Raw genomic sequence first — 20356 nt, 5'->3', positions numbered from 1 at the left:
AAAATTGATTTACTTCCTGATCACGGCTTCGAACTCTCTTTCATAAGCTGCAATCAAACGCTGCATCGACTTGTCTATCACTTTGTCCGTCAATGTCTGCTGATCATCCTGCAAAATGAAGCTGATAGAATAGGATTTTTTCCCTTCGAGGTTAGCGCCTTCGTAAACATCAAATACATTCACCGTGCGAAGCAGCTGCCGCTCGGTCCGGTAAGCGAGTTGTTTTAGCTCTTCAAATGTGGTCTTCTTGCTGATCACCAACGAAAGGTCCCTGCGCACTTCGGGGAATTTGGAAACTTCCTTATACTGCACCGCCGAATCATATTGGCGTAAAAGATATTCCCAGTCGAAATCAGCGAAATAAACGGGGACTTTGATGTCAAGCTTTTTGGCAACACCGGGTTGCAGTAAGCCCAGTGTAGCTACCTGTTTTTTGTTCACAAACAATGTGAGCCCGCTTTTGAAAATAGCTTTGTCAGCTTCCTGCTTTTCCACTTCACGGATCTTCATCGCGCTCAGTACCTGACTTGCAATGCCTGCAAGATCGTGAAAGGTAACTTCGCGAGACTTTTGAACCCAGCTTTCCTGTTGCGCATTGCCGGTCAGGAAAACGGACAGTCTTTCCTTTTCAATGTACTTGTCTCCTGACTTATGGTAGGTTTTGCCAAATTCAAACAATTTAAGATCGCGTTGGCGGCGGTTGATGTTGTAGCCGATTACTTCAAGTCCCGAGAAAAGTAGCGTTTGCCGCATTACAGATAAATCCTCACTCAGATAGTTCAGGATTTTAACTGGCTCTCCCAAGAGACTCTCTTTCAAAGACTCCTGGTACTCCGGCTTGGTCAGCGAATTGTTGATCATTTCATTAAACCCATTGCCGGCAAGTAGCTCGGAAATGCGCAAACGGAGCTTTTCGGGATCATTAACCGGGAAGTCGGAAAGAAAATCAGAGCTCATTGCTTCTGATAGCTCCACTTGTCCGAACCCGTAAATGCGGAGGATTTCTTCAATAACATCCGCCTCGCGCTGAACATCTACACGGTAAGGTGGTACAATGGCGGTAAATGTACTTTCAGTTTCGTTTTCAATGGTAATATCCAGTGCAGCAAGAATGCGGCTGATCTCCGCTTTTTCGAGCTCTTTTCCGATCAGTCTGCTAATATTGCGGTACTTCATTTCCACTTTGAAGTCGCCGATAGGTTGCGGATATACATCAACTATTTCAGAAGATATCTTTCCGCCTGCAATCTCCTGGATCAGCAATGCAGCCCGCTTTAATGCGAAAACCGGCATGTTAGGATCGGTACTTCGCTCGAAGCGGAAAGAAGAATCCGTTTTCAGGCTGAATCTCTGTGCTGTTTTCCGAACCGAAGCGGGTGAGAAGTAAGCGGATTCAAGGAAAATGGAAGTGGTTTCCGCAGAAACCCCCGAAGTAAGTCCGCCGAAAACACCTGCAATGCACATCGGCTCGGGTGTGGTACCATCGCCTGCATTACAAACCATCAGGTCAGTAGCAGACAGCTTTCTTTCGACGCCGTCGAGTGTCACAAATGGTGTCCCTTCTGCAAGTGTTGTTACGATTACTTTGCCGCCTTTTACTTTAGCTGCATCATAAGCGTGCATAGGCTGGCCGAGTTCGTGGCACACATAATTAGTAATATCCGCGATATTATTGATCGACCTGATCCCGATCGTCTGCAAACGGGTTTTAAGCCAGTCAGGTGATTCTCCAACCTGAATACCTGAGATAGTCAATCCCGTAAAACGCGGCGCGGCTTCCGGGTTTCTTATTTCGACCGGGATGGGCAAAGACTGATTCGCAACTGCGAAGTTTTCGACCGATGGGAGTGTTATGGGCCTGTTTAGAACCGCCTTCAAATCTCTTGCAACTCCGAAATGCGAAGCTGCGTCAGCTCTGTTTGGGGTAAGTCCGATCTCAATCAGATAATCGGAAGAAATACCGAAGTACTCGCTGGCAGGTGTCCCATTTGGCAAATCAGTATCCAGCACCAGGATCCCATCGTGGGAAGTGCCGGTACCCAGCTCATCTTCCGCGCAGATCATTCCTTCTGACAATGCGCCACGGATTTTCGATTTTTTCAAAACCAAAGGTTGGTCACTGCCGGCAGGGTAAAGTACTGCGCCCACTGTGGCAACAATCACTTTTTGTCCCGCAGCTACATTCGGGGCGCCGCATACAATGGAAAGCGGGTTTTCAACACCCACATCCACGGTGGTAAGGCTCAGCCTGTCTGCTTCCGGGTGTTTTTCACAGTTCAATACTTCGCCGACAACGACGCCCTGCAAACCGCCTTTAATTGATTCAATCTCTTCTATTGCTTCTACTTCCAGACCCGTGGCTGTAAGCAGTTTGCCGATTTCGTCGGGAGTTTCACTAATTTCAATGAGGTCTTTAAGCCACTTATAAGAGATCTTCATGCGATTACTATAATGATATAAAAGCGGTCAATTCGTTAAACCGCCTTTATGCAAAAATAATGATTTAGTTGGAACAGGTGCCGCTCAAATGCGTTCTGCCGCACTTTTATGCAGGTAATCCGTTATTCGTGCACGGAGCTTTCCAGCAGTTCTCCGGCTTCGATCGGTATGGTAAGCCGGTTTTCGGCGGGCGGTACGGGGCAGGCGTAACTTTCCTGGTATACACAATATGGATTATACGCCTTATTGAAATCGAGTACAATCACGTTGTTTTTGACATTAGCTACCGGATAATCAATGTAGCGGCCACCGCCATAGGTTTGCTTACCGCTTGTAGCATCCTGAAACAACACCGAAATGGTTCCGTCATTCTCAAGTAACAGCAGCTTCTGGTCCTGGCCCATGATCTTGAAGTTGGCATATCCATATTTCTGGTACTTCTCGGTTGTACCATCGGTATATTTCACGACCATTTCCTTGTCCTCATTCATATAGGGAGAAACGGTCGCCTGTACCCGGTAAGTCAGGTTTGGCTCGAAGTAATGCAAGCCGTGAAAGCTTTCCTTATCGGCGATCGGGGAATCATCGGAAGTTCTGAACTGCTCATCTTTTGCGGCTCTCTCTTCGACGAGCTGCGTTTTGTATTGCTGGGGGTTCACTGCGGCGAGTGGATCGTTGCCGGTGCTGAAATTCTCGATCACGAAGTAGGCTATAATTGCAATGAACATAGCAATTGTGCTGTAACGGATCAGTTTATTTTTAAACATAACTAAAACGGTAATGGTAAACGTTTTGCAAACTTACAGCTAATGTTACCTCCGAAAAAGTATCGGGAGTTTATTTACTTTTTTATGATATTTTTCAAATTTCGCATAAAGCTGGTTTGTGTTAATGATTGAAATATACCTAAATTGACCTGGCAAATAATTAAAACCAATACCTGGCCCATCATATGTCATACACAAAGAGAGTACTCATTGCCGAAGACAGTTCAGTAATTCAAAATCTGGCAAGGAAAATACTGGAATTCCAACATTATGAAATCACTTCGGTGAAAAATGGAGAACAAGTATTGCAATTGCTTGAAAAAGAGGATTTCGATATCATTTTGCTGGATATCAATATGCCTGTGATGGATGGAATGGAGTGCGCGAGAAGTATCCGCAAATTGCCGAACGAGCAGAAAGCGAAGACGCCGATTGTGGCGATCACAGGAAATGCAAAGAATTATTCAGAAGAAGATTTCAAAGAAGCAGGATTTGATGATGCGCTCATGAAACCTTTAAATTTTGACCGCCTGGTTGAAGTAGTGGCGCATTTGACGGAATAAGATAGAATGAGGATCACATTTTTAGGGACCGGCACATCACAGGGAATACCAGTTATCGCCTGTGAATGTGCCGTTTGCCGTTCTAGTGACCAGCACAACAAACGTTTGCGGGCATCCGTTTTTGTCGAAACCAGGGGAAAAGCGATGGTAATCGATACGGGCCCCGACTTTCGGCAGCAAATGCTCCGGGCAGATATCAAGCACCTGGACGCAGCTATTTTTACGCACCAGCATAAGGACCACACTGCCGGACTCGACGATATCCGCGCATTCAATCACAAGCAGCAAAAGGATATGCCGCTTTACGGCAGGAAGGAAGTGCTCGACCAGATCAGGAATGAGTTTGCATACGCATTTTCAGAAACAAGGTACCCTGGTGTGCCGCACTTCGAAATGCATTCCATTGACAATAAGCCTTTTGATGTTGCAGGTATCCGCGTGATCCCCATTGAAGTAATGCACCATAAACTACCTGTTTACGGATTTCGTTTTGGTGACTTCACTTACATTACCGATGCCAACTTTATTTCAGAGGAAGAGCAGGCTAAAATAAAAGGTACCCAGGTGCTGGTACTTGATACCTTGCAAAAGGAGCCGCATTTATCTCATTTCACGCTTTCGCAGGCACTCGCATTGATAGAGAAGCTGCAAGTACCTCAGGCATATCTCACGCACATCAGTCACAAATTGGGTCTTCACGCGGACATTGAAAAAGAGCTTCCCCCCACTGTGCACCTGGCATACGACGGTCTGGTACTGAACCTGGAAGATTTCTGAATACCCTGATTCTACATTTGAAACCCTGCCGTATTTGAAACCATCTGCATGAGCAATGCAGTAAGATAGCCGCCGTAAGTCCCGACGGCATAGCCGAGTATGGCCAGCAAAACGCCCACCGGCGCCAGTGAGGGGTGAAATGCCGCGGCGACAACCGAGGCCGAAGCCGAGCCGCCCACATTCGCCTGACTACCGACTGCCAGAAAGAAAAAGGGAATTTTAAGCCATTTGCAAACCAGCACGAGGATAATGCCGTGAATGGATATCCAGATCAGACCGATTGCAAAAAGTCCGGGATTATCTGCCACTGCACCTAAGTCCATTTGCATTCCGATGGTCGCGATCAGCACGTAGAGGAATACAGAACCTAATTTGGAAGCACCTGCGTGTTGCAGTCTACGTGCAGGAGTTACTGACAAAGCGATACCGATCAGCGTGGCAATGCTGATCACCCAAAAGAAATTGGAAGTAAGGCTGTATTTTTCAAGCTCGGGATAGTTAGTGGCCAGGAATGGGGTAATAAGCTCTGCGAGTGCGTGTGAAATGCCCGTTGCACCAAATCCTACCGCCGCCATCATGATATAATCCGCAAATTTCGGTACCCTTTCATTTAGCTGATTTTCAGTGTCAAGATGCAGTTTTACATCTTCTACGATACTACTGTCTGCACCGAGAAAGCGATCTACTCGGGCCGAAATCCCAGCTCCATAAATCAAAAGGGCCATCCAGAGTTCAGCAACCAGCACATCTACCGCTACCATTTGCGAAAACAGCATATCGCTCGGCTGAAACACTTCTCTCAATGCAGTCTGATTGGCGCCTCCGCCGATCCAGCTTCCGGCTATAGTAGCCAGTCCGCGCCAAACTTCGTTGTTACCCTGTCCGGCTACGGTTGCCGGGCTGATGCTTCCCACGATCCAGAGTGCCAGCGGTCCGCCCAACATAATACCGACTGTGCCGGTAAGCATCGCAATCAATGCTTTCGGGCCTAGTTTAGCCAGTGATTTCCAGTCCATTCCCAACGTGAAATACACAAGACAGGCTGGAAGAAAATATTTGGAAACAACCGGATAAAGCTGAGAGCCAGCGCCATCCACAATGCCGAATGAATTTAAAAGTCCTGGAATGAAGTAGCACAGCAACAATGGGGGGATAATGCTGTAAAAGCGTTTCCAGCCTCTGCTTTCGAGTGAAGCTGTCAAGAAGACGGCCCCCAAAATCAGCATCAGTATCCCAAGTACTACCGCATCGTTTTTTATCATTGTATAGAGCAAGGTTCGGTTTGAGGGTAAAAATAGCTTTGTTTTCGATAACTCGGCTGAATTGGCATATACAGCCGCTTTTTTCCTGCTCCGGTAGCAAGCCCCGGTTTTTGCATAAATGTATTTTTTAGAATAATTTAGATACTGCTCAGCAGCGAAGTGCTGGCATTATTGACTTACTATGGCGATTTATAATTTATCAGTAAATGGAAAAAAGGTAAAGGTTGATGTCGATCCCGATATGCCTTTACTCTGGGTTGTCAGGGATTTTGTGGGACTGAAAGGAACCAAGTTCGGCTGCGGAATGGCGCAATGCGGCGCCTGCACGGTACATTTAAACGGAACACCTGCACGCTCCTGCCAGACACCGATATCTGCTTTGACCAAAACCGACAAGATCACTACGATCGAGGGGATTGGCGAAGGAAAGTTGCACGCCATTCAGAAGGCGTGGATTGAAGAGCAGGTACCTCAATGCGGTTACTGCCAATCGGGCCAGATCATGTCTGCGGTTGCACTGCTGAAATCAAATCCGAAACCGACTGATGCAGATATAGACGTTGCTATGAGCGGCAACCTGTGCCGTTGCGGTACTTACGACCGGATCCGCAAAGCAATACACCGCGCCGCAGAGGAAGTAAAGGTTGCCGAAAGTGGCATTGGGAAGATGTAGGGCATACAGTTATCAAATTTAGTTAACCAAGATCTTGGAAAATATACAACCATCACGCCGCAGCTTTTTAAAAGCGGGCAGCCTTGCGTCTGTGGGATTAGCCTTAGGAATTTCGGGCTTTACGAGGGATGCGGCAGTCAAAAAAATTAGTCCGGCAGTCATTAAACTGGAAATCAATCCATTTATCATCATTGATACAGCTGGCAATATCACATTGGTGAATCCCCGGCCCGATATGGGTCAAGGCTCCACGCAGGCAGTACCCTCACTTTTGGCAGAAGAGCTGGAAGTGAGTCTGGAAAAGGTGCTGATTGTGCAGAGTGACGGAAGCGGTAAATACGGAAGTCAGACTTCTGGTGGCAGCAGCTCTGTGCGTGAGCTATGGATGCCGATCCGTAAAGCAGGCGCAGCGGCCAGGGAAATGCTTACTACTACCGCCGCCAAACGCTGGAATGTGCCGGTAACTGAATGCAAGGCCGAGGACGGGAAAATTGTTCACCCCGGCAGCGGCAGGAGCTTTACGTATGGCGAGCTCGCCGACGATGCTTCCAAACTGGAAATTCCGAAAGCACCCAAATTGAAGGAATCCAAAGATTTTAAGATCATTGGAAGATATAATAAACGCCTTGATGTACCCGAGAGAGTAACCGGTAAAGCAGTTTACGGGATTGATGTGGAAGTGCCAGGAATGGTATACGCGAGCATTTTGCATTCGCCTGTGATTCACGGGAAAGTGCTTAGTATCGATGATTCGGAAGCGAAAAAGGTGAAAGGTGTTTTGAAGGTGATCAAAACCGAGCGTACCATGCCACACCGAACCTCCGACGCCGTTGCAGTGGTAGCTACCAATTACTGGGCTGCATTGAAAGGTAAGAAAGCGTTGAAAGTAACCTGGGACAATGCAGATTATGAAAAAACATTAAACACTGCCGATTACTATAAGGCAACTGCACAAGCTGCCACCAAACCTGGCGTCAACTTCGAGGAAAAGGGCGATTTTGCTGCGAAGTATGCCAAAGCGCAGGAAAAGCTTGAAGCCAATTACCAGACTCCCTTTCTCGCGCACGCGCCCATTGAACCTGAGAATGCAATTGCACACGTGAAAGAGGATGGAAGTGTCGAAATCTGGGGGCCGGTGCAAGGACCGGACTGGACGGTGCGGGACGTTTGTGGTTACATGAAAGTAAAGCCTGAACAGGTCAAGATCAACGTGGCATTACTTGGGGGCGCATTTGGCCGTAAAGCTTACCACGACTTTGTGCTGGAAGCTTGTCATCTTTCGCGGGAAGTGAAAAAGCCCGTCAAGGTGATATGGAGCAGGGAAGATGATATTTCACAGGGTCCGTACCGGCCGGGAATGCTCAGTCACATGCAAGGTTTTGTAGAGAATGGAAAGATTACCGGATTTCACCACCATACCATTGGCGAGTCTATCCAGGGCCAGGTATTCAAAGGTTTGAAAGAGGATGAAGCCGACTCCTGGATTGGTGGCGAGCTAAGTACTGAGAATAGCAAATACCAGTTTGACTCTGCTTCTAAAATCAGCTGGACTAATGTGAAGACTGATATACCCGTTGTCTGGTGGCGATCTGTATATGCATCCAACTTCGGCTGGGGCCAGGAGTGTTTTGTAGACGAACTGGCGCATTTGGCCAAAAAGGATCCGTTGCAGGCACGACTGGATATATTGCCCGATCCGCGCTTTCAAAAGGTTCTTAAAACCCTGGCCGACATAGCTAACTGGGACGAGAAGCTGCCGGAAGGAAGTGGAAAAGGGCTCGCTGTTTTCAAATCTTTCGGAAGTATATCTGCCTGCTGCATTACTGTCTCGAAGAAGGATCAGGGAGTGCACATTGATAAGGTTGTTTCCGTGATCGACTGTGGCCACTATGTCAATCCCGACAATGTGAAAGCACAAACCGAGGGGAACATTGTAATGGGACTTACCGCCGCAATCAAGGATGGAATAACATTCACGAATGGCAAATGCGACCAGAGCAATTTTCATGAATACAACATCATGCGCCTGAATGAAATGCCGAAAATAGAGGTACATATTATTGACAGTGGCGAGGTACCTGGCGGTGTTGGCGAACCAGGCTTGCCGCCGATTGCGCCGGCACTGGGCAATGCAGTATTTGCTGCCACAGGTAAAAGAATGCGGACACTTCCATTTGATATCCATAATCTTGGCTAAGAGAAATACCTGTTAAGTTCAGTCAAAAAAATAGCAGCACTCCTCGGGGCACTGCTATTTTCGTTTAATGCTGATTATAAGTTATTCGGCTCCGTCGGCTTTCGCTCTTGCTACGGCATATTCACCAACTTTGTGGCCTGACTCTAAACCAGCCTCACAATCGAAGCGATAGTGGATCAGACCATAAATTCTTGAAACTGACGCTTCGTTCGCCATTGCGTCCAGCTTTTGTTTTTCGCCTGGAAATATATGCGCCAGTAATTCAGCCGCAGCTCCCGAGAAAGTAGAATGCCCCGAAGTATAAGACGGGAAGTTCGGTAAACCGACAGAGGTTTTTACCTTCTTGTCCATCTGGTTCGGGCGGGGATAGTAGTAGTAATATTTTGCATCCCAGCAGGCAATACCCGCATCCTGCAATGTTGTTCCCAATAGCGCCAATGTTCTGGCGGTGCGAACTTCACTGTATTTATTATCGTGACAAAGGTTCGCAGCGCGTCTGTGCCAGTGGCCGGGAGGTGTATAGCTTCCCACACCGTCTGACCAGAAGCTGGCAATGCGCGCCTGCTCACGGGTCTGGCTTTTTGCAATTTTGGTCAGCTCTTCCATGTTTTTCTTAAACTCTTCGCTGCCAATTGCCGGTGGAGGCGACGGGCGAAGGGAAGGCAGGGTTTGCCGGTCGAAGTTCCAGGGCATAACAGTTCCATAAGTAGGCAGCATAGCGGGGCGTGGGGGAAATTCCTGGCTTACCCACGGTTCTGTAATCCCGATCGCCTTTGCATTTGCAATCATTTCAGCTGTTTTTGCCTGATTGTTTGCTGCGCCCATTCCGTCTGTTTTAGCGCGGGCCATTGCTTTTTCTCCCACGGCTTTTCCTAGTGCAGCTCCCGCTTCAATGTCGCTTTTTACATTCATTCCTGCCCAGAGCCTGCTTTCCTTATGCTCCTGCAACTTGGCTTCCAGGTAAGGTACCTCTCCCGGGAACATGGCTTTCAGGATTTGAAACGAAGCCTCTGCCACAACCGCGTCCTCAGAAGGATAGGAGGGAAGATCAGTGACGGGAAGAAGGGTCTTGATCCCATTGTCGGACTTGGACGGTGCGGGACGTTTGTATTTGAATTTGTAATTCCATGCGGCAACCAGCGCATCGTACTGCGCTACACTGAGGTAGGCGAGTGCTCTTGCGGTGTAAGGCGGGTTGGCAAATGGGAATTTTGGATCTGCAAGCGGATTTGCCGCGTCAGGTACCGGGTACTTGCCGTCCTGGTTGGAAGCGGGAGGGGTATTATACCTCGCAGCAAGCTCGCGCCCGATTTCATTCCAGCGGAAAACAGCGCCGGCTCCCCAGTAATTGACCTGCTCTTTTTGGTGGGGAGTAAGTGCATTTACAACTTCTTTGAGCTTGGTTAGCTCGGTTTTGTAATACTCGCTCGTTGTCTCAGTTGGTGCTGGAACCGGTATTTCTGAGGATGATGTCAGAACGTAAGTCTTCCAATTGCCTGCATTCTGGTCGAGGCTGGCAGGATCATTGATGCCCACGGTCGGTTCATCCACGACTTTGTTGCAAGAAACAGCCACAACGCCCAGGATGAGCAACAATGCGGATTTACTAAATATATGTTGGATAGAATAGCTGCGTTTCATTGTAGAAAAATCAAAGTTGTTTGTCCGCTTTGGCATAACGGAACTGATAAAGAATGCCTGCCGAGAATGCCGTGCTTTGTCCCACATTGGTACCACTTACCACGTGTGCCGCCCTTGCATTCACTCCGATATTTTTGGGTTGATATTTGGCATAAACCCCCACAGTAGTAGATTTCATATTGTTGGTAGGAAACGGCGTATCGTTTCTGCGGATAAAGTCACCGCCTGCACATGCGCCATATTCTGCGTAAGCTTCTGCCTGAATACCTTTTTTGAGATAACCGAGGCGAGCCGCTGCGTCGTAAGCGTTAGGTACCCGCACCTGATCAGAATCGTATAACTTTCCGTCAGCCTGGTAAGTATCCCGGTCAATCTTGATATTACTTCTGAAAATGTAGCTTCCGTGTGCAGTCAGGTATATGCCTGACTGGTGCCGGTAATTTACCAGAAGCCTTGCCGTGGCAGTTTTGCACCGGATCCCGATTGACATAGGCAAAAAGTCGGGAATGTAGTTGGTAACCGGAATGGAACCTCCTGCAATCGCGTGAAGGCTAAAACCTGCTTTGTTAACAAAACGATATTTTAGCCAGCCGGATGCATCCTGGAAGCCTTTTTGCCACATCAGATTCCCGGCACATGCCTGCGTCCAGATGTATGGAACAGCTGCTATTACATTGAAATTTTTGGTAATACCTACCGCCAGCATCGGCATCACGCTTTGTGTCGTGTGCGTACCTATGTTCAGGTTTTCGCGGCGGAGTGAATTTTCCCAGTACTTATCCCAGGAACTGTGCGAATAAGTAACGGCCAGACAGGCTGTTTTCTTTGACATATAGATCGCGTCATTAGGCATTTGGGCAAAAACCTGGGACGCGCTAATGGTAATCAAAAACCAGAAAGCGAGTGAAGCCCACCTGGTCAATGGTAAAGATTTGTTCATATTATAAATGGTTTTTTACAGCATTCCCGCAGCGTATTGCGCTGACACTGAATGCTTGGAAGCAAAGCTTTTGGAAAGAAAAAAAGTGGCGCTAGGAAAGTCGCTCGGGTGGTGGGTTGCTGATCAGTACCGACACCGCAGGATAGCTACGGCTATAACCAAACGGCAGGTGGTTGGTTTCACTTGCGAGTAATGGGGGAGAGATGCAGAAATTCTGCCTGTTCCCCGGCATATAGGTTTTGATCAGCTCAGAAAGCAGCTTTAATGCTTTGCTGCCCGGATGATCGGTAGCATCGCCGGGTTGGTTACTGAGCATTTGCATGGCTGCGGTCAGCTCAAAAAAGCGGTCGCGCGCGGCCTGGTTACTTTGCAGGGTAATGTATAAGGTATCATTGGAATGCTGCACCTGAACCGGGTTGTAGAACTGATTTTCATGTCTGATCAACGCTTCGATTCGGCCTGGAATTTCCAGATCCGCGGAATAGGGCAGGGAAGGGAGGTAAACTTTCAGCAACTGCTGCTCGGAAACAGCCTCTGTAGAAGAGGCAAGAAGGTAATCTTCTTCGAAAAAGATCACAGCAACGCTCAGCCCGAACGTATTGCAGAGCAACAAAACCAATAAAGCTATCGGCGCTAAACTTTTCAAGTTTGAGAGGATTATACTCAAAGTAATCAAATTGATTGCATATAAACAAGATCTATTATCATACTTTGATGTAAATAACTTCCTCTAAATAAGTAACCTTAGGTTATATACTTTTGAGCGGCTTCTGAGTTGGTTTGGAGGTGATGAATCTGTATTTTGGCATATCCAATTTACTTGTTCTTCAATCCGGTTCAATGGTAAAAGTTTTCGTATTGATGTGCCTGATGGTATGCGGGCCGCTGCTTGGTCAGGCGCAGACAGATGATTTTGCAAAATTGCATTTGCTCATAGGAAAGTGGAAAACGCAGCGCGCTGCTGGTACAATCTATGAAGAATGGACCCAGAAAGCTCCCGGTGAGCTCATAGGCAAAAGCTACATGGTTGCCGGTTCCGACACCACCCAGTTAGAGACTATCCGGTTGTTCAAAGAAGGCGCGCAAATTTATTACGTGCCGAAAACCGCAGGCCAGAACAATGAAGCGGAGGTTGTATTTACATTGAAATCTGTTGAGAAAAGTAAGTTTGTGTGGGAGAATCCTGCACATGATTTTCCCAGCAGGATTGTATATAATCTGAAAGCAGAGAATGCAATCGATGCCTGGATTGAAGGCAGCTTGAATGGACAGGACAAGCGAATTGATTATCTATATACCCGGGTTAAACTAAAATAGCCATGAGAAAATCAGACATTCATCCAATGCCGCCCTTCTTTGACCGCTACATTAATCTTTGTGATGATATGGAATTGATTGAAGGATTTGAGAAATACACACCAGCATCAATTTATCATGACGTCACAAAGTTGAAGGCGCTGGGAGATAAGGTATACGCACCCGGGAAGTGGACGGTTAACGATACTTTACAGCACGTGATCGATAACGAGCGCATTATGGGGTACCGGGCATTGCGGTTTTCGAGGGGCGACAATACTGCACTTGCGGGATATGATGAAAATATCCTCGCACCGAATACCACTGCGAATGAGCGTACACTGGAAGACCTTCTTGCTGAATTTGACCTGGTGCGGGCGGCAAGTATTGCCTTGTTCAAGAACATGAACGAAGTAATGCTGCAACGTACCGGCAGTGCGGATGGTAAGGAAATCACACCGCTTGCTTTGGGCTTTGTCATTCTGGGCCACCCTGTTCACCACATGAATATCCTTGCCGAGCGGTACTTCCCGCTGCTATAATCCGCCGGAAAGCTGTTGCAGGGCTTCCTCCACTTTGGTAACCGGCAGCTGGCAGGTTTTATCGTAGCAAATGTAAATCGCGGTCTGATTATTGATCTCAGTCCGGTTTTGCAACAGAGGCAGCTCTGAGGTGGTAGCAGTTCCCATTACTACTTTATTGGGCACAAAAAAGCGGTCGAAATCCTTGCGGAGCTGATCAGCTTGTGTGCCTACAATCGCTACTTCTGCGGTAGGTACTGCGCGCTGACAATACAGAGCGGCCCAATTGGTAACCCATTGCACATCCGTAAGCACAAGCCGGCTGATTTTAGAAAGCATTTTATCGGCGATTTCCAGGTACTCGCTCTTATCCGTCATTAAGGAGAGCGTATACAGGTTATGAGCCATCATGGAATTGGAGCCGGGAATTACATTGTCAAAAAGCTCCTTCTTTCGTGCGATCAAAGCTTCTCCATAGACATCGGTAAAGTTGAAAAATCCTTCCTCAGTATCGTAAAAGTTGCTCAGCGTGTAGGAAGTAAGTTCTTCTGCCTTGTGAATCCAGTGTTCCTCGAATGTAATCTGATAAAGGGAAAGACAAGCGCCGATTACCGCAGCATAATCTTCCAGAAAACCGGTTACGGAGGCTTTTCCATTCTTGTAGCTATGGAGCAGCCGTTCTTCGACACCCATTTTTTCAAAAATAAAATGGCCCGCCGATACCGCCATTTCCCTGATCTTCTCGTCGCCGAGCGCGCGGTAAGCAGCAGCCAGTCCCGAAATCAGCAGTCCATTCCACGAAGCAAGTATCTTATCATCCAGTCCCGGTCGCGCGCGCTCGGCGCGGTAGTCGAAAAGCTTTTGCAATGCGTTGCGGTAGTTCGCTTCAAACTGATCATGATAAATACCGGCCGCTTTTGCGGTATGAACGGGAGCTTCTGTCAGGTGCAAATGGTTGAAACCATGCTCCCAGTTTCCATGGCCTGAAATGTTGTATAATTTCGAAAACCAACTGAAATCATCACCTAGTATCTCTCGCAGTTCAGTTTCTGTCCAGATGTAAAATTTACCTTCCACACCTTCGCTATCCGCATCCAAAGCGGAGTAAAAGCCGCCTTCCGCATGCCGCATTTCACGATCCAGCCAGCCGATTGTTTGCTGGATCCGGTCTGCATACAGAGGATTTTGGGTGAGTGAATAGGCTTCCGAAAATACTTCCAGCAGCTGTGCATTATCATAGAGCATTTTCTCGAAATGTGGTATAAACCACTGATCATCGACAGAGTATCGCGCCCAGCCGCCGCCCACGTGATCGTAAATCCCGCCAAGTGCAATCCTGTTTAATGTAAGCTCAATGTGGCGTAATGCTTCCGGGTTCTGGCTGATATCATAGTAACGCAGCAGGAACTTGTAAATGGAAGGCATCGGAAACTTGGGTGCCCTGTCCATTCCGCCATTGTGCGTATCAAAGTTTTTTTGAAGCTGTTCAAACATCGAGTCCAGATGCGCTGCTTCGAATTCGCTTTGCTGGCTTGTCAATCCATATTTTTCAGAATCGGGAATCGACATATTCTCTACAAAACCTTCGGCTGATTTTGCAAGCTCATCGTAGTGGTTTTGGAATGCATTATCAATGCTTTTGAGCAATTGTACCCAATTTTGAGGAGGCAGGTAAGTTACTCCGTAAAATGGTTTACTGTCAGGCAGCAGGAACACATTCAACGGCCAGCCCCCCCGTACTCCCATTGCCTGCACCGCGTCCATATAAACTGCGTCGACATCTGGCCGTTCTTCGCGGTCAACTTTAATGCAGACGAAATGCGCGTTCATCACTGCCGCAATATCTGTTTTCTCAAAGCATTCACGCTCCATAACGTGGCACCAGTGGCAAGCAGAATAGCCGATACTCACCAGAATAGGCTTATTTTCCTCTTTGGCTTTTTCAAGTGCCTCATTTCCCCAGGGGTACCAGTCTACCGGGTTATGCGCGTGTTGAAGTAAATACGGGCTGGTTTCCTGTGCAAGACGGTTCATAGTGCTGACTTAATGATTTACAACTACCTTTTTGGTAATTGTTTGGTGCGGGGTGTCAAAGCGGACAAAATATATGCCAGCAGATAGATAAGGAAGTGAAATGGTGTGCCTGGCTTCTCCCGCCCGCGATTTCAGCTCCTTCTGAAATAAGGATTGTCCCTTTGTGTTCAGTATCGTCATATTCACGTCAGTGCCGCCATTTACGCCGGTAAGTACCACATTGATCTCGCTTGAAATAATGTATGGATACACATAAGCATCTGAAAGCGGCTGCTCTACCGAGGTCACCGAATCGTCAAGGTCAAACTTGCACAGGAATACCTGTTTTCCATTCAATGTAATATTGCGTGTCCATTTCTGATAGGATACTGTAATCGTGGTTTGCTGATTGTCCGCTGCGTAAGGGTTTTGAGCCGCGATCAGGATTTGTCCATTTTTAACAACACCTCTCCAAACGGTATTTTGCAGCTCCATGTGATCCCGGGCCGATTGGGGTATCACAAGCTGGTAAGTACCTTCGAACATATTCCGGAACTCCGAGAGCCGGTACAAACCATAAATGAAATGTTCGTAAGGCGCATAGTTTTCCTGACGGTTACCCGGGAAAAATGGATTTTCCCAAAGCCAAAGTCCTTTCGCACCTGAAAAGAATGGGAAAATAGCTGTCGCCTGCGCCTGAAAATTGTCAATCAACGGGGTATTCGGATCGTAGCTGTCGTGGATCCTCAGCCACACAAACGGAATAACAGGTTTGTTACTCCACGCTGCATTCGCTTCAATGTTGAACAGCAGGTAAGAGAGATAATCTTTCCCGATAGGATTGGCATAACCATAATAGTAATAAGGCGAGGGCGATTGAAAATCAAGCGAATTGAAGAAATTTCCCCCGATTTTACCACTGTTATCCTGTGCCAGGTAATGGGTCCGGGCGAGGTTGGTTGTCCAGTCCTGCCAGGAGTTAGAGGTAATATTCAGCCAGGTATTTCGGACAGGCACGTCGCTGTAACTGGTAATTCTGGCAGTGACACCTTTGGCGCGCAGCCGGTTGACAGCCTCTGCGTACCACCAGCGCATATCGCGTTTATAAGTACTCAAAAAATCCTGATCGGAGAGACTGCGATAATTCTGCGGGATCTGATTGTTTGTTTTTAATGCAAGAATATCACGGTCCTCGCGCTGCATTCTCTCAATATCCAGGCAAACAATGTCCACATCTGTAACGCTGCCGGCAAAATTGTCCCAGTAACTTCGGTAAGCCGCTGTATCATTTCCCCACGGGCTCCTCAAAGTATTATCAGCCCAGGGTTGATTACCGCTAGATGTTGCAACACCGTACCAAAGCACAGCTCTTTGCTGGCGGGTAAGGGAGCCAGGCTCATTACCTGAGAATGAAGCGAGGTGGCTAAACCCGTGTTGCAGCGGCTGGGACTGGGTATCACCAAAGCGCGGACCGCTGTAAATGATGTCAAATGGAAGAGAAAATCGGGGGAATTTGCCCCATTCTATATTGTTGTTTCCGTTTACCGGATTTAGTACAAATGCGGGCTGGCAATCCTGGGCAACGCAATTGAACCAGGCAAAAAGCAAGAGGAAAAGTGTTGTATAAAATTCCTTGAAATAGATTTTAGAAGATTGGATCATAAGAATGGCCAGACAATTTCGTTACTTTTGCAATGTGTATAATGTTGTTTTTCCGGGAAAAGCGATGATGTTAACAATGCTTCGACTTACTCGGTCACCGGCCTGAAAAATTTAAATCCAGAAGAATTATGAAAAAATTATTGCTACTCGCCAGCCTCGTTCTGGGCCTTTTTATGGCAGCTTGTGACAAAGACAAAGATAAGAACGAAAAGCCGCAGCCGACAGAAAAGGACAAAATACTCGTCAACTATCCATGGCGCATGTCCAAGGTGACCGACTTGTCGGGCAAGGATATTCCCATTAACCTGCTCAACACACAAACCCAGGCTATCAAACAGGTAATGGACATTCAGTTTATGCAAAACAATGTCACCAAAGCAATCGACCAGCGCTCAAAGCAGGTGATCAATGGTGGTACCTGGTACCTGATCGATGAAGGAGCTACGCTGGATATTTCAATTTCAGGATTTGCCGGGAAGTTTGGGGTCGAAGAACTTACCAATAGCAGGATGAGGCTCAAAAGTACGATGCCGGTCGACGGGGTGGATCAGGAAACGATTATGGTTTTCGAGCCGGTGATTTAAGGATTTATTTCGAATATATATAAGTGGAGCGGCGGATTAAATCTGCCGCTTTTCTTATTTTGTACCAAATATTTTTGAATGAAAAAGAATAACCCTTCCATAATCAATGCGTGGTGTATGTACGACTGGGCCAACTCGGTTCACGCGCTGGTCATTGTTTCGAGCATCTTCCCTGTTTATTTCAGCGCCACTGCGCTAAGTGCCTCCGGTCGACCGGAAGTTGATTTTTTCGGGTTTTCAATCAAAAGCTCAGTACTTTTTTCCTATACGGTTTCGGCATCTTTTCTCATCACCGCATTGCTCGTTCCCATTTGTACGGCAGTCGCTGACTATACCGGCAAGAAGAAGCGCTTTATGCAATTCTTCTGCTACACAGGTGCATTGAGCTGCATGCTTCTTTACTTTTTCACAAAAGATACCCTCATTGCTTCCATCTTTCTTTTTGGTTTGAGCCTGATAGGGTGGAGCGGGAGCATTGTTTTTTACGATTCTTATCTGCCCGAAATAGCTACTGAGGACAATTTTGACAGGTACAGCGCCCGTGGCTTTTCGCTGGGTTACCTTGGTAGTTGTCTGCTGCTGCTTTTCAACCTGAGTATGGTGTTGTTTCCGCAATTTTACGGCATTACCCAAAAAGCACTGCCGGCGCGGATATCGTTTTTTACTGTCGGTCTGTGGTGGATTTTATTCGCACAAATTCCTTTTCACTACCTTCCGGAGGGAAGAAGTGACAAGCAAAAAGGCGGCAGCTGGATTTTGAATGGATTTAAAGAGTTGGGTAAAGTGTATGGTAATCTGCGTGAACAGCCTTACCTCGCCAGGTTCCTGGCTGCATTTTTCATTTATACAATGGGACTGCGAACGGTGATGTACGTTGCCACGATATTTGGCGCAAGCGAGCTGAAATTACCTTCTCAAAGTTTGATTATAACTGTCTTACTGATCCAGCTGGTAGGGATTGCCGGCTCTTACACCTTCGCCTGGCTCTCTGCCCAAATCGGCAATATATATGCATTGATGATCGGTGTTGTGATCTGGATAGGCATTTGCACAGGCGCATACTATACTACTGAGGCAATGGAATTTTACATGATCGCGTGCACGGTGGGAATGGTAATGGGGGGAATTCAGTCACTTTCTCGCTCGACCTACTCGAAGCTGATCCCCGAAAATGTGAGCGACACCGCCTCTTATTTCAGCTTTTACGACGTGACCGAAAAGCTGGCCATTGTAATTGGTACATTCATTTACGGGATCGTAGAGCATCTCACTGGCAGTATGCGCAACAGTATTCTCGCATTGCTCGTCATTTTTGTGCTGGGACTTATACTACTTTCCCGCATTCCTTCACTTAAAATTTACCGGTTGGAGTTGGACAAGCAAAAGAGCTGATTCTGTATACATATTGGCATTCAAACGTAGATTTCGGGTTAGTTTTCTATTATTCTTAGCAATTTGATATCCCGGGCTGGCATAGTTCTTATCGAATCTGGCTGACTTCTTGGTTATACATTAATGTAAAAGAAGTAGGAATGCACGCAAGTTCGGCTGCATTTGAACATCTAAACCTGGTAGAAATGCAAAACCACACCAATTACGGCTCTTCCAAAAGCAGGGAAGCATCCTTCGACACAGAAGCTTTCAGGGATGATCTGCCCCGCGCTGTTCTCAGACCAAATGAATACATTTTACTCGACGGCGAGTGGAAATTTGCAGTTGACGCAGAGGATAGGGGACTGGTTGAGAGTTGGTATGTACAGCATGATTTTACGAGAACTGCAAACTGGCCGGGAAGCGTAGAGCAGCATCTGGCTGTATCTCAAAATGCGAGTGCTTCCTGGCAGGATAAGATCGTAGTTTGGTACGAAAGAAGTTTTGAAGTTCCGGCCCAGGCTGCTGCCGCGTCGGACAACGATACCATTCTCCAACTCACTTTTGGGGCCTGCGGCTACGCTACAATGGTCTGGCTTAATGGACACCTGCTTTCTACGATCGAAGGCGACCAGGTGCACACGGGAGAGTATACTTCCTTTTCTTACGAGCTTGAAATGCTGAAACCGGTCAACCGGCTTACAGTGCGTGTTGCGAGCAGTATGGACGCGGATATCCCCCGTGGTAAGCAGGAATCGCATGTTTATAAGCGGGGCGGGATCTGGTACCAGACTTTCACGGGCGCTGTACGGAGTGTGTGGCTTGAAAAAGTTGAAAGAAACCGGCTGCGCTCTCGCGTGGGTGTAGTTAGTATTATTGAAGATAACCTGGTGAGGTTTACATTAACAACCCGCATTCACGATCCGGGAAAGTATAAAATCAAGCTGTTTATATATCCTGTTGAAAGCGAAGAGCTGGTAGCAGAAGACGAATTTGAGCTGGTACTCGAAGCGGGACAAAAATCACAGCGGCTCGTGGTCGACTTACCCAATGCATTGCTTTGGTCGGTTGAGACACCCAATCTGTACCGGCTGGTCGCGCAGCTCATTGATGAAGAGGGTTCTGTTTCAGAGATTGAGACGAAGTTTGGTTTGAGGAAATTTGAAGCAAGAGGCAACAAACTCTACCTGAACAGCAAGCCCATTTACCTGGATGGTATCCTTTACCAGCCGGGGAATTCAACATATGATCAGATCAAAAAGCATTTGCTTGCGATGAAGGAGCTGGGTTGCAACCTGGTACGAATTCACATTGCCGGTGTCGATCCCCGCATTTACAAGCTTGCCGACAAGATCGGGATATTGCTCTGGGTTGAGGTGCCCAGTCCGCATCAATCTACCTTCCAAAGCCGGGAAAATCACCGCGCCGAACTCAGGAGAATGGTTGCATTGATTGGTACTCACCCATCGGTTGTGATTTGGAGCTTATATAATGAAGACTGGGGTGTGCAGGACATTGCGCATAATGTTGAAACACAGCAGTACATCATTGAAATGTATCATTTTATGCAAATTGCTTACCCGCAGTTTCTGGTGGTGGATAATGATGGCTGGCAACATATTTCGCTCGAAGGAAGGTTAAAATCAGAGC

The 20356-nt window shown here is 47.3% G+C and carries 17 protein-coding genes; 9 read left to right on the top strand and 8 right to left on the bottom strand.

From position 1 onward, the window contains the following. Positions 1-9 precede the first annotated feature (9 nt). Positions 10-2439 (bottom strand): phenylalanine--tRNA ligase subunit beta, encoded by a 2430-nt coding sequence (gene pheT, locus ACTIE6_RS09555; protein WP_439556420.1) that lies wholly within the window; start codon positions 2437-2439, stop codon positions 10-12. Positions 2440-2561: 122 nt separating this feature from the next. Then, on the bottom strand, positions 2562-3206 hold the full coding sequence (locus tag ACTIE6_RS09550; protein WP_439556419.1) for a DUF1684 domain-containing protein: 645 nt from the start codon (positions 3204-3206) through the stop codon (positions 2562-2564). A gap of 185 nt (positions 3207-3391) precedes the next feature. Between ACTIE6_RS09550 and ACTIE6_RS09545 the strand changes: the two genes are divergently transcribed. Together ACTIE6_RS09545 and ACTIE6_RS09540 are read left to right on the top strand one after the other, a co-directional pair. Beyond that, entirely contained in the window at positions 3392-3769 is a 378-nt protein-coding gene (locus ACTIE6_RS09545) for a response regulator (RefSeq protein WP_031527642.1), read from the top strand. Positions 3770-3775: 6 nt separating this feature from the next. Further along, on the top strand, positions 3776-4546 hold the full coding sequence (locus ACTIE6_RS09540) for an MBL fold metallo-hydrolase (protein WP_439556418.1): 771 nt from the start codon (positions 3776-3778) through the stop codon (positions 4544-4546). A gap of 11 nt (positions 4547-4557) precedes the next feature. On the opposite strand, the gene ACTIE6_RS09535 is transcribed toward ACTIE6_RS09540, so the two are convergent. Continuing rightward, positions 4558-5808 carry a DUF819 family protein gene (locus ACTIE6_RS09535; protein ID WP_439556417.1) on the bottom strand — a complete coding sequence of 417 codons (1251 nt, stop codon included), beginning with the start codon at positions 5806-5808 and terminating at the stop codon, positions 4558-4560. Between the two features lie 181 nt (positions 5809-5989). Here ACTIE6_RS09535 and ACTIE6_RS09530 point away from each other — a divergent pair, with 181 nt between their 5' ends. Together ACTIE6_RS09530 and ACTIE6_RS09525 are read left to right on the top strand one after the other, a co-directional pair. Next, on the top strand, positions 5990-6481 hold the full coding sequence (locus ACTIE6_RS09530) for a (2Fe-2S)-binding protein (RefSeq protein WP_439556416.1): 492 nt from the start codon (positions 5990-5992) through the stop codon (positions 6479-6481). Between the two features lie 34 nt (positions 6482-6515). Continuing rightward, positions 6516-8678, top strand: a complete 2163-nt coding sequence (locus ACTIE6_RS09525) for a molybdopterin cofactor-binding domain-containing protein (RefSeq protein WP_439556415.1) — start codon at positions 6516-6518, stop codon at positions 8676-8678. Positions 8679-8759: 81 nt separating this feature from the next. On the opposite strand, the gene ACTIE6_RS09520 is transcribed toward ACTIE6_RS09525, so the two are convergent. The 3 genes from ACTIE6_RS09520 to ACTIE6_RS09510 form a co-directional block, all read right to left on the bottom strand. After that, positions 8760-10319 carry a phosphatase PAP2 family protein gene (locus ACTIE6_RS09520; RefSeq protein WP_439556414.1) on the bottom strand — a complete coding sequence of 520 codons (1560 nt, stop codon included), beginning with the start codon at positions 10317-10319 and terminating at the stop codon, positions 8760-8762. Between the two features lie 10 nt (positions 10320-10329). After that, complete coding sequence (locus ACTIE6_RS09515; protein ID WP_439556430.1) at positions 10330-11172, bottom strand: hypothetical protein; 843 nt, start codon at positions 11170-11172, stop codon at positions 10330-10332. 178 nt (positions 11173-11350) lie between these two features. Next, entirely contained in the window at positions 11351-11905 is a 555-nt protein-coding gene (locus tag ACTIE6_RS09510; RefSeq protein WP_439556413.1) for a hypothetical protein, read from the bottom strand. A 194-nt stretch (positions 11906-12099) separates the two neighbouring features. On the opposite strand from ACTIE6_RS09510, the gene ACTIE6_RS09505 reads away from it, so the two are divergent. Next, positions 12100-12576: a DUF6265 family protein gene (locus tag ACTIE6_RS09505; RefSeq protein ID WP_439556412.1), complete on the top strand. Its 477-nt coding sequence runs from the start codon at positions 12100-12102 to the stop codon at positions 12574-12576. Positions 12577-12578: 2 nt separating this feature from the next. Then, the gene (locus tag ACTIE6_RS09500) at positions 12579-13097 is read left to right on the top strand and encodes a DinB family protein (RefSeq protein ID WP_439556411.1); all 519 of its coding nucleotides are present in this window, start codon (positions 12579-12581) and stop codon (positions 13095-13097) included. On the opposite strand, the gene ACTIE6_RS09495 is transcribed toward ACTIE6_RS09500, so the two are convergent. Together ACTIE6_RS09495 and ACTIE6_RS09490 are read right to left on the bottom strand one after the other, a co-directional pair. Further along, complete coding sequence (locus ACTIE6_RS09495; RefSeq protein WP_439556410.1) at positions 13092-15110, bottom strand: thioredoxin domain-containing protein; 2019 nt, start codon at positions 15108-15110, stop codon at positions 13092-13094. The two genes, ACTIE6_RS09500 and ACTIE6_RS09495, sit on opposite strands and share 6 nt — an antisense overlap. Positions 15111-15119: 9 nt before the next feature. Beyond that, positions 15120-16751: a T9SS type A sorting domain-containing protein gene (locus ACTIE6_RS09490; protein ID WP_439556409.1), complete on the bottom strand. Its 1632-nt coding sequence runs from the start codon at positions 16749-16751 to the stop codon at positions 15120-15122. Positions 16752-16879: 128 nt separating this feature from the next. On the opposite strand from ACTIE6_RS09490, the gene ACTIE6_RS09485 reads away from it, so the two are divergent. The 3 genes from ACTIE6_RS09485 to ACTIE6_RS09475 form a co-directional block, all read left to right on the top strand. Next, positions 16880-17335 (top strand): hypothetical protein, encoded by a 456-nt coding sequence (locus tag ACTIE6_RS09485; RefSeq protein WP_439556408.1) that lies wholly within the window; start codon positions 16880-16882, stop codon positions 17333-17335. Positions 17336-17413: 78 nt separating this feature from the next. Next, positions 17414-18727: an MFS transporter gene (locus ACTIE6_RS09480; protein WP_439556407.1), complete on the top strand. Its 1314-nt coding sequence runs from the start codon at positions 17414-17416 to the stop codon at positions 18725-18727. A 140-nt stretch (positions 18728-18867) separates the two neighbouring features. Further along, the coding region (locus ACTIE6_RS09475; protein ID WP_439556406.1) for a glycoside hydrolase family 2 protein at positions 18868-20356 on the top strand (1489 nt) is incomplete at its 3' end.

The sequence above is a fragment of the Dyadobacter sp. genome (genome assembly GCF_051859145.1).
GTDB lineage: Bacteria > Bacteroidota > Bacteroidia > Cytophagales > Spirosomataceae > Dyadobacter.
Note: the sequence above shows the minus strand (reverse complement) of the source record. Positions and strands in the feature narration are given on the sequence as shown.

Bases quoted from the DNA above. Each gene is read 5' to 3' on its own strand.
- ACTIE6_RS09535 (WP_439556417.1), bottom strand. From the start codon at position 5,808: ATGATAAAAAACGATGCGGTAGTACTTGGGATACTGATGCTGATTTTG.
- ACTIE6_RS09505 (WP_439556412.1), top strand. From the start codon at position 12,100: ATGGTAAAAGTTTTCGTATTGATGTGCCTGATGGTATGCGGGCCGCTG.
- ACTIE6_RS09480 (WP_439556407.1), top strand. From the start codon at position 17,414: ATGAAAAAGAATAACCCTTCCATAATCAATGCGTGGTGTATGTACGAC.
- ACTIE6_RS09530 (WP_439556416.1), top strand. From the start codon at position 5,990: ATGGCGATTTATAATTTATCAGTAAATGGAAAAAAGGTAAAGGTTGAT.
- ACTIE6_RS09550 (WP_439556419.1), bottom strand. From the start codon at position 3,206: ATGTTTAAAAATAAACTGATCCGTTACAGCACAATTGCTATGTTCATT.
- ACTIE6_RS09515 (WP_439556430.1), bottom strand. From the start codon at position 11,172: ATGCCTAATGACGCGATCTATATGTCAAAGAAAACAGCCTGTCTGGCC.
- pheT (WP_439556420.1), bottom strand. From the start codon at position 2,439: ATGAAGATCTCTTATAAGTGGCTTAAAGACCTCATTGAAATTAGTGAA.
- ACTIE6_RS09520 (WP_439556414.1), bottom strand. From the start codon at position 10,319: ATGAAACGCAGCTATTCTATCCAACATATATTTAGTAAATCCGCATTG.
- ACTIE6_RS09490 (WP_439556409.1), bottom strand. From the start codon at position 16,751: ATGATCCAATCTTCTAAAATCTATTTCAAGGAATTTTATACAACACTT.
- ACTIE6_RS09500 (WP_439556411.1), top strand. From the start codon at position 12,579: ATGAGAAAATCAGACATTCATCCAATGCCGCCCTTCTTTGACCGCTAC.
- ACTIE6_RS09545 (WP_031527642.1), top strand. From the start codon at position 3,392: ATGTCATACACAAAGAGAGTACTCATTGCCGAAGACAGTTCAGTAATT.
- ACTIE6_RS09485 (WP_439556408.1), top strand. From the start codon at position 16,880: ATGAAAAAATTATTGCTACTCGCCAGCCTCGTTCTGGGCCTTTTTATG.
- ACTIE6_RS09540 (WP_439556418.1), top strand. From the start codon at position 3,776: ATGAGGATCACATTTTTAGGGACCGGCACATCACAGGGAATACCAGTT.
- ACTIE6_RS09495 (WP_439556410.1), bottom strand. From the start codon at position 15,110: ATGAACCGTCTTGCACAGGAAACCAGCCCGTATTTACTTCAACACGCG.